Annotated in this window: 14 protein-coding genes and 2 pseudogenes; 5 read left to right on the top strand and 11 right to left on the bottom strand. The window is 62.3% G+C overall.

Going from position 1 to position 19,152, the window contains the following annotated elements:
• Nucleotides 1-46 precede the first annotated feature (46 nt).
• The 6 genes from AQUI_RS0114985 to AQUI_RS0114960 all read right to left on the bottom strand — a co-directional run bounded on the left by AQUI_RS0114985 (nt 47) and on the right by AQUI_RS0114960 (nt 7,983).
• On the bottom strand, nt 47-2,557 hold the full coding sequence (locus AQUI_RS0114985; protein ID WP_027258227.1) for a GcvT family protein: 2,511 nt from the start codon (nt 2,555-2,557) through the stop codon (nt 47-49).
• Between the two features lie 217 nt (nt 2,558-2,774).
• A complete protein-coding gene (locus tag AQUI_RS0114980) occupies nt 2,775-3,116 on the bottom strand; it encodes a hypothetical protein (RefSeq protein WP_027258226.1) in 342 nt (113 codons plus the stop codon).
• A 344-nt stretch (nt 3,117-3,460) separates the two neighbouring features.
• Nucleotides 3,461-3,616: a hypothetical protein gene (locus AQUI_RS30805; protein WP_156916839.1), complete on the bottom strand. Its 156-nt coding sequence runs from the start codon at nt 3,614-3,616 to the stop codon at nt 3,461-3,463.
• Nucleotides 3,617-3,639: 23 nt separating this feature from the next.
• Entirely contained in the window at nt 3,640-5,043 is a 1,404-nt protein-coding gene (locus tag AQUI_RS0114970) for an FAD-binding oxidoreductase (RefSeq protein ID WP_027258225.1), read from the bottom strand.
• A gap of 133 nt (nt 5,044-5,176) precedes the next feature.
• Complete coding sequence (gene ggt / locus AQUI_RS0114965; RefSeq protein WP_027258224.1) at nt 5,177-6,955, bottom strand: gamma-glutamyltransferase; 1,779 nt, start codon at nt 6,953-6,955, stop codon at nt 5,177-5,179.
• A gap of 41 nt (nt 6,956-6,996) precedes the next feature.
• Nucleotides 6,997-7,983, bottom strand: a complete 987-nt coding sequence (locus tag AQUI_RS0114960) for a 2-hydroxyacid dehydrogenase (RefSeq protein WP_027258223.1) — start codon at nt 7,981-7,983, stop codon at nt 6,997-6,999.
• A gap of 208 nt (nt 7,984-8,191) precedes the next feature.
• Between AQUI_RS0114960 and AQUI_RS0114955 the strand changes: the two genes are divergently transcribed.
• On the top strand, nt 8,192-8,689 hold the full coding sequence (locus AQUI_RS0114955) for an SH3 domain-containing protein (RefSeq protein WP_027258222.1): 498 nt from the start codon (nt 8,192-8,194) through the stop codon (nt 8,687-8,689).
• A 350-nt stretch (nt 8,690-9,039) separates the two neighbouring features.
• Entirely contained in the window at nt 9,040-11,253 is a 2,214-nt protein-coding gene (locus AQUI_RS0114950) for an NADP-dependent isocitrate dehydrogenase (RefSeq protein ID WP_027258221.1), read from the top strand.
• A gap of 81 nt (nt 11,254-11,334) precedes the next feature.
• Here the strand turns inward: AQUI_RS0114950 and AQUI_RS0114945 are convergent, their stop codons facing one another.
• Nucleotides 11,335-13,242, bottom strand: a complete 1,908-nt coding sequence (locus AQUI_RS0114945) for a methyl-accepting chemotaxis protein (protein ID WP_027258220.1) — start codon at nt 13,240-13,242, stop codon at nt 11,335-11,337.
• 240 nt (nt 13,243-13,482) lie between these two features.
• Nucleotides 13,483-14,130 carry a hypothetical protein gene (locus AQUI_RS31260; protein ID WP_169730798.1) on the bottom strand — a complete coding sequence of 216 codons (648 nt, stop codon included), beginning with the start codon at nt 14,128-14,130 and terminating at the stop codon, nt 13,483-13,485.
• 5 nt (nt 14,131-14,135) lie between these two features.
• Between AQUI_RS31260 and AQUI_RS30800 the strand changes: the two genes are divergently transcribed.
• The gene (locus AQUI_RS30800; protein WP_156916837.1) at nt 14,136-14,387 is read left to right on the top strand and encodes a hypothetical protein; all 252 of its coding nucleotides are present in this window, start codon (nt 14,136-14,138) and stop codon (nt 14,385-14,387) included.
• A 271-nt stretch (nt 14,388-14,658) separates the two neighbouring features.
• Here AQUI_RS30800 and AQUI_RS30100 read toward each other — a convergent pair.
• The 3 genes and pseudogenes from AQUI_RS30100 to efp all read right to left on the bottom strand — a co-directional run.
• A pseudogene (locus AQUI_RS30100) lies at nt 14,659-14,837 on the bottom strand (transposase); the annotation flags it as partial.
• Nucleotides 14,838-15,174: 337 nt separating this feature from the next.
• Nucleotides 15,175-15,818 (bottom strand): annotated as a pseudogene (locus tag AQUI_RS30095) (transposase); the annotation flags it as partial.
• A 329-nt stretch (nt 15,819-16,147) separates the two neighbouring features.
• The gene (efp, locus tag AQUI_RS0114915; RefSeq protein WP_027258216.1) at nt 16,148-16,711 is read right to left on the bottom strand and encodes an elongation factor P; all 564 of its coding nucleotides are present in this window, start codon (nt 16,709-16,711) and stop codon (nt 16,148-16,150) included.
• Nucleotides 16,712-16,930: 219 nt separating this feature from the next.
• Here efp and AQUI_RS0114910 point away from each other — a divergent pair, with 219 nt between their 5' ends.
• Entirely contained in the window at nt 16,931-17,248 is a 318-nt protein-coding gene (locus tag AQUI_RS0114910) for a DUF6280 family protein (RefSeq protein ID WP_008556013.1), read from the top strand.
• Nucleotides 17,249-17,446: 198 nt separating this feature from the next.
• Nucleotides 17,447-18,907, top strand: coding sequence for a cobyric acid synthase (locus AQUI_RS0114905; protein WP_027258215.1), 1,461 nt, complete (start codon nt 17,447-17,449; stop codon nt 18,905-18,907).
• Nucleotides 18,908-19,152: the final 245 nt, after the last annotated feature.

The raw sequence follows: 19,152 nt of genomic DNA, 5'->3' as shown, positions 1-19,152 counted from the left end.
GGCACATTAACCGGGGCTTTTTCATTTTTCCTGTCTAACTCAGAAATCACCCGTTCTGGCGGATGGTCTCGTTCTTCGGATCGTAGGGGCTGTCGCAGGTCACGACCGCATCCCACAGCTTGTCCTGGATCTTGACCTTCAGCTTGGTGCCTTCCACTGCAACCTCAGGCTTCACATAGCCCATGCCGATCGACTTCTCGAAGGCCACCGAATAGCCGCCAGAGGTCAGACGGCCAACGCGGGTTGTGCCATCTTCAGCATAAAGTGCCTCGTGGCCCCAGGGATCAGCGTCCGACGGACCGTCGATCAGCAGGGTGCAGCACTTCACGCGGACGCCGGTCTCAACCAATTTGTCCTTGCCGTGGAAGTCCTTTTCCAGGTCCACGAAGCGCGGCAGGTCGGCTTCCAGCGGGGTTGCGTCGCGGCCCAGTTCGTTGCCGAACGCACGATAGGATTTCTCCTGGCGCAGCCAGTTCTGGGCGCGCGCACCCACCAGCTTCATGCCGTGCTTCTCGCCAGCCTTTTCCAGCAGGTCAAAGAGGTAGTTCTGCATTTCCATCGGGTGGTGCAGTTCCCAGCCCAGTTCACCGGTGTAAGCCACACGGATCGCATTGACCGGGCACATGCCCAGTTCGATCTGACGGGCAGACAGCCAGGGGAAGCGCTTGTTGGACAATGCGGTTTCCGGATCGGCGTCGTTGATGATCTCTTTCAGAACATCGCGCGATTTCGGACCTGCGATGGCGAACACGCCCCACTGGGTGGTCACGTCCTGCATTTCGATGCGGCCGAACTCGGCTTCCTTGTCCTCGATCGCCTTCTTCAGGAAGTCGGCGTCGTATTCGGTCCAGGCACCCGCGGACACCAGGTAGTACTCGTCGTCCTTGAGGCGGACGATGGTGTACTCGGTGCGGGTGGTACCGGCAACGGTCAGCGCATAGGTCAGGTTGATACGGCCGACCTTGGGCAGTTTGTTGCAGGTGAACCAGTCGAGGAACTGAGTGGCGCCGGGGCCTTTGACGATGTGCTTGGTGAAGGCGGTTGCGTCAACCAGACCAACACCTTCGCGGATCGCCTTGGCTTCATCCACGGCATGCTGCCACCAGCCGCCACGGCGGAAGGAGCGGGCGTCGTGGTCGAAGTTCTCAGGTGCATCGACGGGGCCGAAGTAGTTCGGGCGTTCCCAGCCGTTGACCCAGCCGAACTGTGCACCGCGGGCCTTCTGGCGATCGAAAGCAGGCGCGGTACGCAGCGGGCGGGCCGCCGGGCGCTCTTCGTCCGGGTGGTGCAGGATGTAGACGTGCTCATAGCATTCTTCGTTCTTGCGGGCCGCGAACTCGGTGGTCATCCAGTTGGAGGAGTAGCGTTTCGGGTCGAGCGACGCCATGTCGATCTCGGCCTCGCCGTCCACCATCATCTGCGCCAGGTAGTAGCCGGTGCCGCCCGCGGCGGTGATGCCGAAGGAGAAGCCTTCCGCCAGCCACATGTTGCGCAGGCCCGGTGCCGGGCCGACCAGCGGGTTGCCGTCGGGGGTGTAGCAGATCGGGCCGTTGAAGTCGTCCTTGAGGCCGGATTCCGCACAGGAGGGAACGCGTTCTGCCATCGCCATGTACTGCTCGGCAATCCGGTCCAGATCCAGCGGGAACAGGTCGGCGCGGAAGCTGTCCGGCACGCCGTGCTCGAACTGAGCCGGTGCGCCGCGCTCGTAGATGCCCAGGATCCAGCCGCCGCGCTCTTCGCGGGCATAGGATTCATTGTCGGCGTCGCGCACAACGGGGTGCTCGGGGTTGCCGGCTTCACGCCATTTGACCAACTCGGGGTCTTTGTCCATGACGATGAAGGTGTGCTCGACCGGGATCGCCGGCATCTTGATGCCCAGCATTTTCGCGGTGCGCTGCGCGTGGTTGCCCGATGCGGTCACAACGTGCTCTGCGGTGATCACCACCTGCTCGTCCGAGGCAACCAGATTGCCGCCTTTTTCCACCATCTTGGTGCAGGTGACTTCCCAATGGGTGCCGGTCCAGTGGAAGGCATCGGCCTGCAGCTTGCGGACGATATCCACGCCGCGCTGACGGGCGCCCTTGGCCATCGCCTGGGTCACGTCGGCCGGGTTAATGTAGCCGTCTTCGGTGTGGTAGATCGCACCCTTCAGGTCGCCGGTTTCGATCAGCGGCCAGCGCTCCTTGATCTGATCCGGGGTCAGCCACTCATAGTCCACGTCGCAGGTTTCCGCGGTGGAAGCGTACAGCATGTACTCGTCCATGCGCTCCTGGGTCTGCGCCATACGCAGGTTGCCCACCACGGCGAAGCCGGCGTTCAGGCCGGTTTCCTCTTCCAGGGTCTTGTAGAAATCGACCGAGTATTTGTGGATGTGGGTGGTCGCATAGGACATATTGAACAGCGGCAGCAGGCCGGCTGCGTGCCAGGTCGAGCCGGAGGTCAGCTCGTCACGCTCGATCAGCATGACGTCGTCCCAGCCGGCCTTGGCCAGGTGATAGGCAATCGAGGTGCCAACGGCGCCGCCGCCAACAACAAGTGCTTTGACTTGGGTTTTCATTCTCCGGCTCTCCAGCTTTGTGAGATTCTTGGCAGTGGTTATGCCTGCGCAGGCAAATCCGCGCAAAATCAGGCCGACGCAAAAACATCCAAAACCGACCTTGCGCGCCACAGCATACAGGAATTTCGCGGCAGCCCTGCCGGAAACGGCGTTTTTCTGCACAGAAATAAGGGGCGGCTGCCCCCTGCGGTTCCTTGATCAGGCTGGTTCGGCACTGTCAGCAGTCCGCAACATTGCCGCGGCGGATGCAGACGGGCTGCGGCGCGTCTTCGCTGTTCTGCGCATCTGCAATCTGTTCACCGCCCGAGAGCAGGCTCTTGCCATAGCTGGCCGCCTCACCCCAAATCGACTGGCCGTCCCCGGCAGCAAGCCCGGCAAGGCTGGTTGCCTCCTTGGCGGCACGGGCCCGGGTAAAGCGGTCCTGCAGGATGGTGCTGTAGTCGGTTGCGCTTAGATCGCCCCAATTCAACCCCGCGTCACGGGTCTGGATGTAGTAGTCATACCCGATCACCGCCTGGGTGCTGAACACCAGGATGCCCATTGCCTTCTTCAGTCCCATGCCATTCTCCGGTTTTGCGAAACGCTCCGGCTTTATCCCAAATCAGGACCCGGCGCAGAATTGCGGCACTATTCCGGCAATTCAGGGAAGAGTACTTTGCAATTGCCACTGCCCTGCCGGTTGCTGCTGCATTCTGCCGGTGCTGATCCGTGGGTGCTGTCTGATGCTTTGATCGTCAGCAGTAAGGAGTGGCGGCGCCGCCAACAGGCGGAGGCGGGACGGGAGGTTCCTCCCGCAAGCTGAACGTTGTCTCTGCGTGCCCTCGCCAAAGGGCCCTGTTCCAAATGCCGGGGGTGTCAGGCCCGGCGGTGACCGCGATCAAGCAGGATCATGGCAGAGCGGGTTTAAAATGCGGTGAGGCACGCGCGCGCCGGATGCGCAACACCTTGGCCCTGCGTCCCGGTGCCGCCGCCGGGCAGTGAGTACTTGAGAAAAGATGAAGAGGCAGGGTTGCGCTTCATCTTCTTCAAAATACTCAAATTCCGCCGCTGATCCAGCATGGACTGCAGGCGGCTCCTGCGGCTCACATCTCCAGGATCTTGCCCGGGTTCATGATATTCTCCGGATCAAGTGCGGCCTTTATGGCTGCCATGTAGCGGATGGTTTCGCCTAGTTCCTTCTGCAGGTAGGGCCGTTTGCCCTGACCGATGCCGTGTTCTCCGGTGCAGGTTCCGTCCATCGAGATCGCCAGGTCGTTCAGCCAGCCGACATAATCATCCGCCTTCTGCCGCTCGATCCCGCTGTCCATATCGATCAGCAGCAGCGCATGAAAATTGCCGTCGCCCACATGGCCGACAATCGGCGCCATCAGTCCCATGCTCTCGGCTTTGTCTCGCGCAGCGCCGACGCATTCCGCTAGGCGGGAGATCGGCACGCAGACGTCGGTGGAGATCCCCTTGGCGCCCGGGCGCAGCTGCAGGCTGGCCCAATACATGTCATGGCGCGCCTGCCACAGCTTGTTGCGCTCCTCGGCTGTTGAGGTTGCCGCTGCATCAAAGCCGCCGAATTCCTCGGCGATGGAGGTAAACATCTCCGACTGTTCCACGACGCCCGCGTCCGAGCCGTGGAATTCCAGCAAGAGCAGCGGGGTTTCCGGCAGGTCGAGGCCGGAATAGGCATTGGCGGCGCGCACGCTCAGCGCATCCAGCAATTCGATCCGGGCAACAGGGATGCCGTATTGAATGGTCATCATCACCGCCCGGCAGGCGTCGTCCACCGAGCGGAAGGAGCAGCGGGCGGAGCGGATCGCCTCAGGGATGCCCTGCAGCTTCAGGGTCAGTTCAGTGATCAGACCCAGGGTGCCTTCACTGCCGACAAGAAGACGGGTGAGGTCATAGCCGGCCGAAGATTTCTTGGCCCGCTGGGCAGTGCGGATCACGCTGCCGTCGGCCATCACCGCCTCAAGCGCCAGCACGTTGTCCTTCATGGTGCCATAGCGCACCGCGTTGGTGCCCGAGGCCCGCGTCGCCGCCATGCCGCCAAGCGAGGCATTGGCGCCGGGATCAATCGGGAAAAACAGCCCCTTATCGCGCAAGTAGGTATTGAGCTGTTCGCGGGTAACGCCCGGCTGCACCACCACGTCGAGGTCTTCGGCGTGGACGGCAATGATACTGTCCATCCGCATCATGTCGATGCAGATGCCGCCCGCGGGGGCATTCACATGGCCCTCCAGTGAGGTGCCCGTGCCGAAGGGGATGACTGGCACTCCGTATTCGGCGCAAGTCTGGAGGATCTCCGACACTTCGTCTGCGGACGTGGGAAAGACCACTGCATCGGGCGCCTGGTTGGTGATCCAAGTGGTGGTGTGGCCGTGCTGCTCACAGATGGCCTGGCCGGTCTGCAGCTGGTCGCCAAAGCGCTGTTGCAGCGTCTCGACGGCGGCGGCGATCCCGGCCTCGTTGCGCGGCAGTGAGGTGGCTTGCACCATGTTAGGTCTCCTCGGGGTCAGGGCACAGAGCCCGGAACTTCACCTGTTAACCTACGCCCCGCACTTACAGTTCTGCAATACCCAGAACCCCGTAGGGCTGCTGCTGCCCGGCCTGGCGGACGTACGATACAGGCTAACCGCCCAGCGCGATCCCTTCACGCCTAGGATCCGCAGCCCCCTTCAGCCCCTCGCCAATCTCTATCGCGTGCAGGCCGGAGGTCAGATCGCGGATATTGACCTCATACCCCATATCCGTCAGCGCCTCTTCCAGCCCCTCGGCGCTGGTGCGTGCCTCCAGATCATAGGTGCCGAACCGGTTGACCAGATGCGGCAGCGCCAGGGCCTGCTGGATATCCATCTCCCAGTCGGCCCAAGCCACGATGGATTTCGCTACATAGCCGATGATGCGGCTGCCGCCGGGGGAGCCGATGGCCAGCACCGGCTTGCCGTCCCGCAGCACGATCGTCGGTGCCATCGAGGAACGCGGCCGTTTGCCCGGCTCCAGACGGTTGGCTATGGGCACGCCATTGACATGGGTGCGGAAGGAGAAATCCGTCAGCTCATTGTTCAACAGGAATCCCGCCGCCATCAGCCGGGAGCCAAAGGCGTTTTCAATTGTCGTCGTCATCGACAGCACGTTGCCGTACTGGTCGACAATAGAAATATGCGAGGTCGAGGGCAGCTCAATCGACTCGTCATCCGCCAGCATCAGGGCGTGATCGAATTCCGGCGCCCCCGGCGCCACCTCGGGCAAGGCATCATGGCCTTGCAGCAGCTCTGCCCGGCTGGCGAGGTAATCCGCTGCCACCAGCCCGTGCGCCGGCACTGGCACAAAATCGCTGTCCGCCATGTAGCGGCCCCGGTCGGCAAAGGCGAGCCGCGAAGCATCGCCGATCAACCGCCAGGCCTCGGCGCTTTCGGCCCCCAATGCGGCCAGATCATAAGAGTTCAACATCCCCAGGATCTGCCCCACCGTCAGCGCGCCGGAGGACGGCGGCCCCATGCCGCAGGTCTCAAAGTCGCGGTAGGCGGCGCAGACGGCCGGGCGTTCCTTGACCTGGTACAGCGCCAGATCGGTGGCGGACAGCACGCCCGGGTTGCCTTTGGCTGTGGTCACGGTCCGGATGATTTCTGCTGCGATGGAACCGGTGTAAAACGCCCCTGCCCCGCCCTGGGCCAGCGCCCGCAAGGTGGCGGCATAGTCCGGGTTCAGCAGCGTCGCGCCTTCGGCAATGGGGGCGCCGTCCGGCAGGAAGTAATCCGCGGTGGCTGGGAAGCGCGCCAGCCGCTCTGCATCGTCTGCCACCAGCCCTGCCAGCCGCGGGGAGACAGAAAAACCTTCCTCAGCCAGCTGGATCGCCGGTTCAAACAGCGACGGCCAGTTGGCGCGGCCCCAGCGCCGGTGCGCGGTTTCCAGCAGCGCGGGCGTGCCCGGCGTGCCGACGGACCGGCCACCGACAACCGCATCAAAGAATTTCAACGGCTCGCCGTTTTCTTCCTGAAACAAGGTTGGCGTGGCATCCAGCGGCGCGGTCTCGCGCCCGTCCAGCGTGGTCAGCTCTCCCGTGGCAGCGTCATACCAAACAAGAAACGCACCGCCGCCAAGGCCTGAGGACTGCGGCTCCACCAGGCCCAGAACAGTCTGCACCGCCACCATCGCATCCGCCGCGCTGCCGCCTGCGCGCAGCATAGCTGCGCCAGCTTCAACAGCGTGCGGATTAGCAGCAGCGACCATCCAGTTTTCGGCTTCTACAGGCTGGCCTGCGGACTTGACCTCCAGCGCCGCGGCGGCTTCCGCTGAGAGTGCCTCAAACGTGCCGGCAGTTGCCCCTTCTGGGGCCACAGCGTCGGCGGCCTCCTGCGCAGCGGCACTGCCGGCGCCGACGATACAGGCCAGAATCAAGTGTCTCATGGAAAAGTCCTTTCTCAAATTCCGGCCCGGAGAGCGGGCAGTTACAGCATCGACGGCACCACCTGATCCGGCGGGCGATGGCCATCCTCGAAGGTCTTGATATTCAACAGCACCTTCTCGCCCATCTCGATTCGGCCCTCGATGGTGGCGGAGCCCATATGCGGCAGCAGCACCACATTGGGCAGCTCGCGCAGGCGCGGGTTGATGTCGGTGCCGTGTTCATAGACGTCGAGGCCCGCACCGGCGATCTCATCCGCGCGAAGCATCCGGGTCAGAGCGTGTTCGTCGATCACCTCGCCGCGCGAGGTGTTCACGATCACCGCCGAAGGCTTCATCAGCTTCAGCCGCCGCGCATTCATCAAATGAAAGGTGGAGGGTGTCGAGGGGCAGTTGATGGAGATCACATCCATCCGCGCCACCATCTGATCGAGGCTCTCCCAATAGGTGGCTTCCAGTGCGTCTTCCGTCTCGGGGCGCAGACGGCGGCGGTTGTGGTAATGGACTTGCATGCCGAAGGCGGCAGCGCGTTTGGCCACGGCTTGGCCGATCCGGCCCATGCCAAGGATGCCAAGACGCCGCCCGGCAATCCGCCCGCCCAACAGTGCTGTGGGCGCCCAGCCCTGCCAGTCGCCTTTTTGCATCACCGCCAGCCCTTCGGGCATGCGGCGCACCACCGCCATGATCAGCGCCATCGCCATGTCGGCGGTATCATCGGTCAGCACGCCGGGCGTGTTGGAGACCAGAATGCCGCGCTGGCGGGCGGTGGATACATCAATATGATCGACGCCCGCGCCGTAGTTGGCAATCAGCCGCAGCCGCTCACCCGCCTGACCCAGGATCCCTGCATCAATGGTATCGGTGACCGTGGGCACCAGCACATCGGCATCCTTCACCGCCGCGGCCAGCTCGGCCCGCGTCATCGGCGCGTCATCCTCGCGCAGGCGCACATCAAACAGCTCGCTCAGCCGCGTCTCCACAGGTTCCGGCAACCGTCGCGTAACAACAACACTCAGTCGGTCTCTTGGCACTTGCGCTCTCCCTTGGGCTTTTCATTCCGCACGCCTCCATGGCATCGTGGCGCAGGACGCGGACGGGCACAAGAACCCAAGCGCAACTCCCTTGCCGCAGGCCGGAAATTTCCCGGCCAGGGCAAAAGGGCGGGCAGAAGACCGGAACAAGAGGCTGGGCCTGACCCGGCTGGGCAAAAGAGGCGTGCAGGCAGTGAAAAAAGCGGCAATGGCAATGCGCCATCTGGCAGCGGCAGCGGTATCTCTTGCGCTGACGGGCGCTGTTTGCGCCGCCGAATCCCGCGGCCCTGTCACCAACCTGCCGCTGCCCCGCTATGTCTCAATGAAGGCTGCCAAGGGCAATGTGCGCCGCGGCCCGTCGCTGACCCATAAGATCGACTGGGTGTTCAAACGCCGCGGCATGCCGCTGGAAATCACCGCGGAATACGGCCACTGGCGCCGGGTGCAAGACCGCGACGGCGCCGGCGGCTGGGTGCATTACGCGCTCCTGTCGGGTGCGCGCACCGTGCTGATCGAAGAAGACATGCTGACCGTGCACTCCCGCCCCGACACCCGCGCGCCCGTGACCGCCGCGTTTGAGTTGGGTGTGGTGGCCCGGCTTGGCGAGTGCAAAACCAGCTGGTGCGAGATTTCGGCCGGCGGCTACAGCGGCTGGGCGCCGAAGAAAAAACTCTGGGGCGTCGCCCCCGATGAGCTGCGCGAATAGCCTCCAGCTCCCTATATCCTTGATATCCTTGCTGCTCCTTCCCGCTTCTCCTTTTCAGAAATACTCCGGGGTGAATTGGGCCAAAGGCCCAAGAGGGGCAGCGCCCCTCCTGGCCGGTCCCTTCCCTGCCCGAAACCCAAAGCCGCGGCAATCCGCGCGGGGTGCAGGTGCGCCAAACCATTGCACCCGCAGCAATCGTGTTCTACATGGGGGCCATACCATTGGCTGCCAGGCCGGGTTCCGCCTATTTTCAAGGCGCCGCCGCGGCAGCACCGGAATACCCGAAACCGGCGCGGCTTGTCCGTGCTGATGCCCAATAAGCCTCCGAGATCGCTGAAAGGTTGTGGAACATGGCAGAAAATCAAACCCCGGACATATTGTATACCATTGTAGACGAAGCGCCCGAACTGGCCTCGGCATCCTTCCTGCCGATCATTCGCAAGTTCGCCGCCGCCGCCGGCGTCTCTGTCGGCACCAAAGATATTTCGCTTGCAGGCCGCATCATCGCCGCCTTCCCGGAAGGTCTGACCGCAGAACAGCGCCAAAGCGATGATCTGGCCGAGCTGGGCCAGCTAGTGAAGACCCCGGACGCCAATGTCATCAAGCTGCCCAATGTCTCTGCCTCGGTGCCGCAGCTGGTCGCCGCCATCACGGAGCTGCAGGGTCAGGGCTATGCCATTCCGGACTACCCCTATGAACCCTCTACCGAAGCCGAAAAGGACGTCCGCGCGCGTTTTGACGCCATCAAAGGCTCGGCGGTGAACCCGGTTCTGCGCGAAGGCAATTCCGACCGCCGCGCCGCCAAGGCGGTGAAGAATTTTGCCCAAAACAACCCGCATTCTATGGGCGCATGGTCGGCAGACAGCAAAACCAAAGTGTCGTCTATGCCGGGCAACGATTTCTATGCAAACGAGAAATCCGCCACCATCACTGCAGATCAAGCCGGCGCCGCGAAAATTGAATTCGTCGCCAAAGACGGCGCTGTCACCATGCTGAAAGACGGCTGGCCGCTGGAAGACGGCACCGTGGCCGACGCCACCTTCATGTCCGTGAAGGCGCTGGCCTCCTTCCTGGGCGAAGCGATTGCCGACACCAAATCCGACAGCACCATGTTCTCGCTGCACATGAAGGCCACCATGATGAAGGTCTCCGACCCGATCATCTTCGGCCACGCGGTGAAGGCTTGGCTGGCACCGGTGTTCGAGAAATTCGGCGCCGAGCTTGATGCCCTGGGTGTGAACCCGAACTCCGGCATGGGCGACCTCTTGGAACGCGTCAAAGGCAACGCCGAAATCACCGCCGCCATCGAAGCGGTGCGCGCTGAGCGTCCCGGCATGTACATGGTGGACAGCGACAAGGGCATCACCAACCTGCATGTGCCGTCGGACGTGATCATCGACGCCTCCATGCCCGCGGTGATCCGGGCCGGCGGCAAAGGCTGGGATCAGAACGGCAACAAGGGCGACACCAACTGCGTGATCCCCGACCGCTGCTATGCCACCGTCTATGACGAGACCATCAGCTTCTTCAAAGCCAACGGTGCGCTGGACGTGACCACAGCAGGCGCCGTGGCCAACGTAGGCCTGATGGCGCAGAAGGCTGAGGAATACGGCTCCCACCCCACCACCTTCGAGGCTCCCGCAGACGGCACCATCCGCATCGTGCTGGCAAACGGCGAGACGCTGCATTCACACGACGTGGAAACCGGCGACATCTGGCGCGCCTGCACCGTCAAGAAAGCGCCGATCGAGAACTGGATCCAGCTGGCAATGGACCGCCAGCGCCTGACCGGCTCCGAGGCAATCTTCTGGCTGGACGTAAACCGCGCCCATGACGCCGAGCTGATCAAATACGTTCAGCCCGCGCTTGAGGCGGCCGGCGTTGCCGGCAATTTCCAGACCCTGGCGCCGCGCGAAGCCACCCGTCAGTCGCTGGAAACCATCACCGCAGGCAAGGACAGCATCGCCATCACCGGCAACGTGCTGCGCGACTATCTGACCGACCTGTTCCCGATCCTGGAGCTGGGCACCTCGGCCAAGATGCTTTCGATCGTCAAGCTGATGCAGGGCGGCGGCCTGTTTGAAACCGGTGCCGGCGGCTCTGCTCCGAAACACGTTCAGCAGCTGGTCGAAGAAAACCACCTGCGCTGGGATTCGATGGGTGAATTCTGCGCTCTGGGGGAATCGCTGAACTTTCTGGCCGACGTCAAAGGCAACGCCAAGGCCGGCGTGCTGGGCCGCGCGGCTGAGGACGCCACCCAAGGCATCCTCGACCACAACCGTTCGCCCTCACGCAAGGTGGGCCAGCCCGACAACCGCGACAGCCACTACTGGTTTGCCCGCTATTGGGCCGAGGCCCTGGCAGCCCAGAGCGAAGACGAAGGTCTGGCGACGCATTTCAAACCCATCGCCGAAGAGCTGGGTGCAAAAGAAGAGCAAATCCTGTCCGAACTGGCCGCAGCCCAGGGCCCGGCAGCCAACATTGGCGGCTACTACCGCCCAAGTGTCGAGCTGAAAGCCAAGGTTATGCGCCCTTCGGCAACGCTCAATGCGATCATCGGCTGACCTGTCCTGACAGACCGAAACAAAAAAACGCCCGGGGAATTCCCCGGGCGTTTTTTATTTCAGCAAACGGTGGCAGATGGATTAGAAATCCTGCCACATATTCTTGGCCGCATTGCCGTCGGTCGCGGCAACAGGCTGCGGGGCGGGCTGCGGCGCGGCCTTCATGTCCCAATCATCGCTGCCATGGGCAGACGGCACAGATGCCGGTGCGTTGACCGCCTGGGCAGGCGCCGCCGCCATACGGCCGCCGGGGATCTTGAAGTGCGCCACCAGATCGCTCAGCTTGGAGGCGTCTGTCTTCAGCAAATGGCCCGCCGCAGTGGCCTGTTCTACCATGGCTGCGTTCTGCTGGGTGACCTGATCCAGCTGGGTGACACCGGTGTTGATCTCATTCAGACCGGTGGACTGCTCGGCAGCGCCTTCGGCGATGCCGGAGACCAGCTGCGAGATGTGGCTGACCTGCGAAACGATGCTTTGCAGCGCTTCGCCCGCCTTGCCCACCAGATCCACGCCGCGGGCGACCTGCCCGGAGCTGTTGCCGATCAGGGTCTTGATCTCCATCGCCGCATCCGAGGACCGCTGCGCCAGCGCCCGCACCTCGGAGGCGACTACAGCAAAGCCCCGGCCCGCCTCGCCTGCGCGGGCGGCCTCGACCCCGGCGTTCAGCGCCAAGAGGTTGGTTTGAAAGGCGATATCGTCGATCACCGAGATGATCTGCGAGATGTGCGCCGAGGATTCCTCAATCTCGGTCATCGCGGCCACGGCGCTTTGCACCACTTCGCCGCTGGTGCTGGCTTCGCCCTTGGCGTCTTCCATGGTAGCCTCGACGCTGCGGGCGCCTTCGGCTGCCGATTTGACCGAAGCGGTCAGCTCATCCAGGGCGGCAGCGGTTTCTTCCAGCGTCGCGGCCTGGCTTTCGGTGCGGTGCGACAGGTCATCCGAAGCCTGGCTGATTTCTGCAGCACCGCTGCGGATGCTGGCGGCCGCGGCAATCACCTGCTCGACCGTGGCGCTGAGGTTCTGTGCGGAGGAGTTGAAATCCTGGCGCAGCTGCTCGTAATTCTCAGGAAAAACCTCGGTGATCTGCGCGGTCAGGTCCCCCTGCGACAGGGCTGACAGTTTGCTGCTGAGCACGCCCACGACATTGCTGCGCTTTTCATTGCGCAGCTGCTCGGCCTTCTCCAGATCTTTCTGACGGATCAGTGCCTGGCGGAACACATCGAGGCTTTGAGCAATCTCCCCCATTTCGCTGCGCGCATTGGCAGAGGGGATTTCACTGTCGGTGTCGCCATCGGCCAAGGTCTGCATACGGGACTTGAGACCGTTCAACGGTCCGGTGACACTGCGGGTGATGAAATAGGCGGCGATCGACAGCGTCACCAGGCTGATGCCCAGAATGATCAGCGCCTCCTTGCGCATCAGCGCCACGTCAGCCTCGATATCCGAGACATAGGCGCCGGTGCCGACAATCCAGCCCCAGGGTTCATAGGCCTGCACATATCCGATCTTGGCTTCGATCACTTCGGAATCCGGCTTCTTGAAGTAATATGTAAGCTCCCCTGCCCCTTTGGCGGCAGCAATTTTTTCCAGCTCCTGAAACACCTTCATACCAGTCACATCTTCGTAAGCGCCCTGGTTGGTGCCATTCCAGGCGGGCACGACCGGATGCGCCTGAACCACCAGATCATGGTCGAAGACAAAAACATAACCTGCATCGCCGAAACGCAGAGCGGTGAGTCGCTCTCGGCCGATGTCCCGGGCCTCCTCCTCGGTGAAACGGCCGGATTTCACACCTTCTTCCAGATCGCGCAGCAGGCTGACTGCGGTGTCTGTAACGTTGTGCAGCTCTGTATAACGCATTTCATAGGCGTTTTTGACGGATTGCGACAGCAGCAGGAACGTCAGCACTGCAGTCAGGCTGAGTGCAAGCGCTGCCAGCGCATAGATACGGACAGGCAGACGGTACAGAAAATTGGGAAGTCGGAGCATTCGTGCGGAACCTTCATTGCGGGCATGTTGCTGGCAGGTTTAGGCTGCACTCTCTAACAATTCCCTAGCCGGATGCAGCTTTCCGCCGCATTCTGCAAAGTTCATGCCGTAATTCGGATGAGCCCCCCCCCCTGGAGCTCACTCCATTTTCGATCCGGGCTTCCTGAAGCCTTTCGGAGTGCGGGAGGGCACCAACCGGTCCCTTTAACCGGCCCGGTTCCCGGGCAGAAATTGTGAAGTTCAGGTGCCTCGCAGCTGCGTCAAAGGCGGAAAGATAGCCCCTGGTTGACTGCATATTTTCTGGGGAACCTTTTGAAAATTTTTGAAACTCCGGAAACAAAAATTACTGCGGCCTTCTCTCAAACCTGAAAAACAAGGCACAGCGGTGAATGCACGAATACGGCCGCTGGTCCGGCTTTCCCGCGTCACGAATATTTCACTCAATCCGGCAATTTGCGGCGGCACGCAATCTCGCCGCCACTCTTTCCAGCCGGCCACGCCCCAAGATAGACCCATGAGAAAGCCGCTTTGCTTTCTGCTGCCATCGCTCAGGCCAGCACCGCAACCGCAGCTGAATCCCTGCGCATCCCGCACGAGCTGGGATTTGGCAGATCTGCGCCGATGGACCCGATCTCCCCGCAGCGCTTTTACGAAGCCATCCAGAACGTCTATTCCCGCCTGGTCCGCCAGGGCGAAGACGGCCGCCCTTCTGCCGATCTGGCGCTGGAATGGCCGGCCACTTCGGACGCCAAGAAATGGATCTTCAGGCAGCGCCCGGGCGTGACATTCCACTACGGCAATGCCTTCACCGCCGGGGACGTCGCTTTCACTGATGCGCACCCAGCCGGAGACCATCAACAGCCCGACCAAAAGCGTGATGGGTATCATCGACCATGCCGAAGCTGTTGCCCCCGACAGTCAAATTCGTTCTGAAGGACAGCCACCCAGACTTTTCGCTGATGACTATGGGCTACTGCATCAAGATGCAGGAAGCCGGGGCCTGCAGCGGCGATCTGGGTGCGCCATGCGAAAGCGGCGCCGGCACCGGCCCGTTCGAGCTGATCAACCTGGACGCTCTGGACACCACCGCCATGAAGCGCTTTGAAAACGGCTATGGCAGCAAAGCAGGTGTGGAATACCTGTAGCTGCTCGCAATCGCTGGCCAAGACGCCCGTGTCGCCGCGCTGCAAGCCGGTCATATCGACCTGTTTTTTTGGGGTATCGGCCGAGCAGGTTCCGCTGTTTGCCAGCAGCCTGAACTTTACCGTGCCGTCGGGCCGTTGGGCCGGCCTGGTGATGAACACTGAGGACGCCCCGTTTGACAATCCGCACGTCCGCAAGGCGATCCGCATGCCCGCTGACCGCGACATTCTGGGCAAGCTGTTCTATGGCAAGGACAGCTATGCTGTTTCCTGCGACCATCCGGTCTGCCAGCAGCCGCTTAAGCTTGGCATTCTCATCTTCCAGGCCTTCAGCCGCGCGGCCTCCGACACCTCCAAGCCGCCAGGCTTGGACTTCAGCTTGTAAAAGGTCGCCAGGCTCAGGCCGTACCGGCGGCACAGCTCTGCTGCCGGCATCCCGTTCGGCACTACAATTGATCCACTGGATCAATTGCCTAACGCTTGAACTCCTGTTCTTAAATCATCCACCCTCCCGGCAGATTGTTTCGCAATCGCCTGCCGGGCAGCGGATGATTTGCGCCTCGGTGAAACGGCTCTCACGCATTCGTCTGCTCCTACATAAGTTGGGCAGACTCTACTTCATGGCGAAGGATTTTGCGGAGGGGCAGGTCACCACCTGCCGCCCCCACTTCGGATCATTTTCCAAAATCATGTATTGATCCAGTTCCTCTTCGGTGACGATAGGCCAAAAGCTATCAATCGTGTCGTTCAGTTCTTGGATTGGTGCGGGTCTGGGCTACTCCCCGAAATTCGGACATTGGGCGCCCCCCCCGGCACTGCTGCTGGTGACCTCCACAGCCCGAACTGCCAGCGTTTTCCCGTCGGCCCCGATGTGTATTTTGCCCCCTTCCCGGAGCATTGCTCCGCAATGCCCTGCCGGGCAGTGGATGTGGTGTTTGGGGCCTCCATGCTTGCGCGCATTCCATTCGCTTTCGCCTTCGGATTTGATGCCAGTGCTGTCCACTGCCCGGCAGGCGATGCAAGCACCACCGGGAGGGGATCAGGAGGGTGAGCGGTCCGGTGCCGCCCCGATACGGCAGGCTGGCGTTCACCGTCTTTCGCCTGCAGCACAGCGTGCTGAAATCCGGCCGCTGCCACTCCAGCCCGACCAACTGCAGAAGGCTCTGCACAAACCGTTCGCCAGCGGGATCGAACCAGTGCTACCGTCATTGGCTCACTCTGCCGCTGGGGCATCCCGAACAGAGCTTTCAAAGTCAGGCAGGTCTGAACCGCGGCATTGCTGAAGCGCTGCTGCCGGCCCCGTTTGCCATGCGGCGGCGGTGTTCAAATCATCCCGGGCTCAAACCGGGCCGGCAAGGACCTGCGCGGCTTCAGCGCATCATTGCAATCCTGCCGGTTCGTCGTCTTGCAGGCCGTGGGGTTCCAACTGCTCATGCCGCCAAGCTACCATGCTGGAGACACGGTATGAATCCCATCAGGAAATTTGTGCAACAAAGCCCCGACCAGGCATAACTTTGCCCTTCGAAATCAGGTCTTGTCCAAACGAACAGGTCTGATCGGTGACACCAAAAAGGGCTTTGCCTGACCATGACAGACCTTAATCGCAGACCTTTGAAAGTTGCGCCGCATCCGTCAGTTTGAGCTCAATCCAGCCACTTGAAGGCGGGCCGGGTGTGTGCAGCATTGAAGGCCGTATGACGGTGGTCCAAAAGAAAACCCCGCTCTGTTGGAGCGGGGTTTTCTGATCTCAACTCCGGTGCGGCTCAGGCGCGTTCGGAATATTCCATGGTCTCGGTATTGACAACGATCATCTCGTCCTGGCCGACAAACGGCGGCACCATGACCTTGACGCCGTTGTCCAGGATCGCGGGCTTGAAAGAATTGGCCGCGGTCTGGCCCTTGACGACCGGCTCGGTCTCAACGATCTGGCAGGTCACTTTCTGCGGCACGGTGGCGTTCAGCGCCTCGGATTCGTGGAATTCCACAACGATGGTCATGCCGTCCTGCAGGAATGGGCGGCGGTCGCCCAAAAGCTCGGCTGGCAATTCGATCTGCTCGTAGGTTTCGGTGTCCATGAAAACCAGCATGCCGTCGCTTTCATAAAGGAACTGCTGGTCCTTCTGTTCCAGCCGGACCTTTTCGACCTTGTCCGCCGAGCGGAAGCGTTCGTTCAGCTTGGAGCCGTTGCGCAGGTTGCGCAGTTCGACCTGGGCAAAGGCGCCGCCCTTGCCGGGCTTGACGTGATCGACCTTCACCGCTGCCCACAGACCGCCATTATGTTCCAGGACGTTTCCGGGACGGATTTCGTTACCGTTGATCTTGGGCATGGGAAAATGCCTTTCGGATGGTTGTTGAAAACTTGCAAGACCCTATATCTGGCAGGCTGATCGCTGGCAAGACAAGGATATGGTATGGAGACTGTGTGAATAAGGTATGCGCAATTTGCATGAAAGCTATGCATCTGCGCTCTATCCGAATCGTCACAATTCCGCCATAAGCAGCGCTACGCCGAAAATTGCAATAGCAAGAACAACAAGGGATACGAGATGCGAGATTTCGTAGACGGCACCGCTTATAATAACGAGCAAGGCAACCGCGCCCGCAAACTGTTTGCAGCCGTTGTCCTGGCCGCACTGGATGATGCCATCGCCGACGACAAGAAATACGGCAATGGCCCGGAACAGATCGCCCGCTGGGCACGCTCGCGCGATGGCCGCGAAGTGCTGTCCTGCGCCGGTATCGACCCGAACGAACGGGTTGTGGAAGGCCTGATGGACTTCGTGGGCCGCGGTGTGCGGACCTCGGTTGCACTGTCGCGTGAAGAAAGCGAACGCCGCAACGCTGCGCAGGCAGAAGCCGCCTAAAAGGCCTCTGCCCCGCATTGCCGAAAAGCGCGCCCTTTGGGGGCGCGTTTTTCTTTTGCGCACCAAGGTTTCCGCAGGGGCAGACTGTCGCGTGGCAGCTGCCGCGGGACGCTTGCGGCACAGCGCCCATGGACGGCGCTGCCTAAGCTGCTATGCAGACCTCTGACACAGGGGCGCAGGCAGGGAGATGGCAGCAGGATGACACGGGCGCGTTCGATCATGATCCAGGGCACCGGCAGCAATGTCGGCAAATCGCTCATCGTGGCTGGGCTTGCGCGGGCCTATGTGCGGCGCGGGCTGAAGGTGGCACCATTCAAGCCGCAAAACATGTCGAACAACGCAGCCGTCACGCCCGAGGGCGGCGAGATTGGCCGGGCGCAGGCGCTGCAGGCGCGTGCAGCCAAACGGGCGCCCCATACTGACATGAACCCGGTGCTGCTGAAGCCCGAGACCGATACCGGCGCCCAGGTGATCGTGCAGGGCAAGCGCCGCGGCACCCAAGGTGCCGGGTCGTTCATGCGCGATAAATCCGGACTGCTGGAGGCGGCGCTGGAGAGCTACCGGCGGCTGGCCGCAGACGCCGATCTAGTGTTGATCGAGGGCGCGGGATCGCCTGCTGAGACCAACCTGCGCAAGAATGACATTGCCAACATGGGCTTTGCCTGTGCGGCGCAGGTGCCGGTGGTGATTGCCGGAGACATCCACCGCGGCGGGGTGATTGCCCAGATTGTGGGCACCCATGCGGTGCTGGAGCCGCAGGACCTGGAACGGGTTGCGGGCTTCATGGTGAACCGGTTCCGCGGCGAGCTGAGCCTGTTTGACGGCGGCCGCGATGATATCGCCGCGCGCACCGGCTGGCCCAGCTTGGGGGTGGTGCCGTGGTTCTGGGATGCCTGGAAACTGCCGGCCGAGGACATGATGGACATCGCCTCGCGCCAGGGCGGCGCCTGCAAGGTGGTGGTGCCGCAGCTGGAGCGGATGGCGAATTTCGACGATCTGGACCCGTTGGCGGCCGAGCCTGAGGTGACGGTGGAGATCGTGCCGCCGGGCCGCGCCCTGCCCGCCGATGCGGATCTGGTGATCCTGCCCGGCAGCAAGTCGACCATTGGCGATCTGGCCTATCTGCGCCGCCAAGGCTGGGACATCGACATTCTGGCGCATCACCGCCGCGGCGGCCATGTGCTGGGCCTATGCGGCGGCTTTCAGATGCTGGGCAAGACCATCGACGACCCGGAAGGCGTTGACGGCCGGCCCGGAAAGGTCGAGGGACTGGGCCTCTTGGATGTGCATACGGTGATGGCGGGCGAAAAGCGTGTCACGCTGACCGAGGCGGTGACCCGCGACGGCAATCTGCCGGTGAGCGGATACGAGATCCACATGGGCCGCACCACAGGGGCCGACTGCGCCCGTGCCTGGCTGAGCATCGATGGCCGGGCCGAGGGCGCGGCCTCTGCTGACGGGCGGGTGAAGGGATCCTATTTGCACGGGCTGTTTTCTTCTGACGCCTTCCGCGCCAAGGTGCTGGCCGGCCTGGGGCATGAAAGTCAGACCGGATATGAGGACGGCGTCGAGGAGACGCTGGATGCACTGGCAGACCATCTGGAACGCTATATGGATCTGGACCAGCTGCTGGAGCTGTCCCGGCCGGTGACGTTCTAAGGCACCATCGGGCAAGGTAAGCCCTCCCGCGTCCGCAGCTTGCTCTGGCCACGGCCCGACCCGTCTGCGGTCTTGGGCCCGGCGCCGCGCAGAGCGCGGCGCCGGGCCCAACGGGCGGAAGCAGCCCCTTTTTCACATGCAGTGCGACATTCCGGAGCGGCCTGCCCTTCGGTTGCACAACAGCTCCAAAGAAAAAGGCGCACCAAAGTGCGCCTTTGGGAACGTCATCCCATCCGCGGGCAAGC

The organism is Leisingera aquimarina DSM 24565 (genome assembly GCF_000473165.1).
Taxonomy (GTDB): Bacteria; Pseudomonadota; Alphaproteobacteria; order Rhodobacterales; family Rhodobacteraceae; genus Leisingera; species Leisingera aquimarina.
The sequence above is the reverse complement of the archived record's forward strand: the minus strand, read 5'-3'. Positions and strand labels throughout refer to the sequence as shown.

Bases quoted from the DNA above. Each gene is read 5' to 3' on its own strand.
- AQUI_RS0114955 (WP_027258222.1), top strand. From the start codon at position 8,192: ATGGCAATGCGCCATCTGGCAGCGGCAGCGGTATCTCTTGCGCTGACG.
- AQUI_RS0114950 (WP_027258221.1), top strand. From the start codon at position 9,040: ATGGCAGAAAATCAAACCCCGGACATATTGTATACCATTGTAGACGAA.
- AQUI_RS30800 (WP_156916837.1), top strand. From the start codon at position 14,136: ATGCCGAAGCTGTTGCCCCCGACAGTCAAATTCGTTCTGAAGGACAGC.
- AQUI_RS0114910 (WP_008556013.1), top strand. From the start codon at position 16,931: ATGCGAGATTTCGTAGACGGCACCGCTTATAATAACGAGCAAGGCAAC.
- AQUI_RS0114905 (WP_027258215.1), top strand. From the start codon at position 17,447: ATGACACGGGCGCGTTCGATCATGATCCAGGGCACCGGCAGCAATGTC.
- AQUI_RS30805 (WP_156916839.1), bottom strand. From the start codon at position 3,616: ATGCTGGATCAGCGGCGGAATTTGAGTATTTTGAAGAAGATGAAGCGC.
- efp (WP_027258216.1), bottom strand. From the start codon at position 16,711: ATGCCCAAGATCAACGGTAACGAAATCCGTCCCGGAAACGTCCTGGAA.
- AQUI_RS0114985 (WP_027258227.1), bottom strand. From the start codon at position 2,557: ATGAAAACCCAAGTCAAAGCACTTGTTGTTGGCGGCGGCGCCGTTGGC.
- AQUI_RS0114980 (WP_027258226.1), bottom strand. From the start codon at position 3,116: ATGGGACTGAAGAAGGCAATGGGCATCCTGGTGTTCAGCACCCAGGCG.
- AQUI_RS0114970 (WP_027258225.1), bottom strand. From the start codon at position 5,043: ATGGTGCAAGCCACCTCACTGCCGCGCAACGAGGCCGGGATCGCCGCC.
- ggt (WP_027258224.1), bottom strand. From the start codon at position 6,955: ATGAGACACTTGATTCTGGCCTGTATCGTCGGCGCCGGCAGTGCCGCT.
- AQUI_RS31260 (WP_169730798.1), bottom strand. From the start codon at position 14,130: ATGATACCCATCACGCTTTTGGTCGGGCTGTTGATGGTCTCCGGCTGG.
- AQUI_RS0114945 (WP_027258220.1), bottom strand. From the start codon at position 13,242: ATGCTCCGACTTCCCAATTTTCTGTACCGTCTGCCTGTCCGTATCTAT.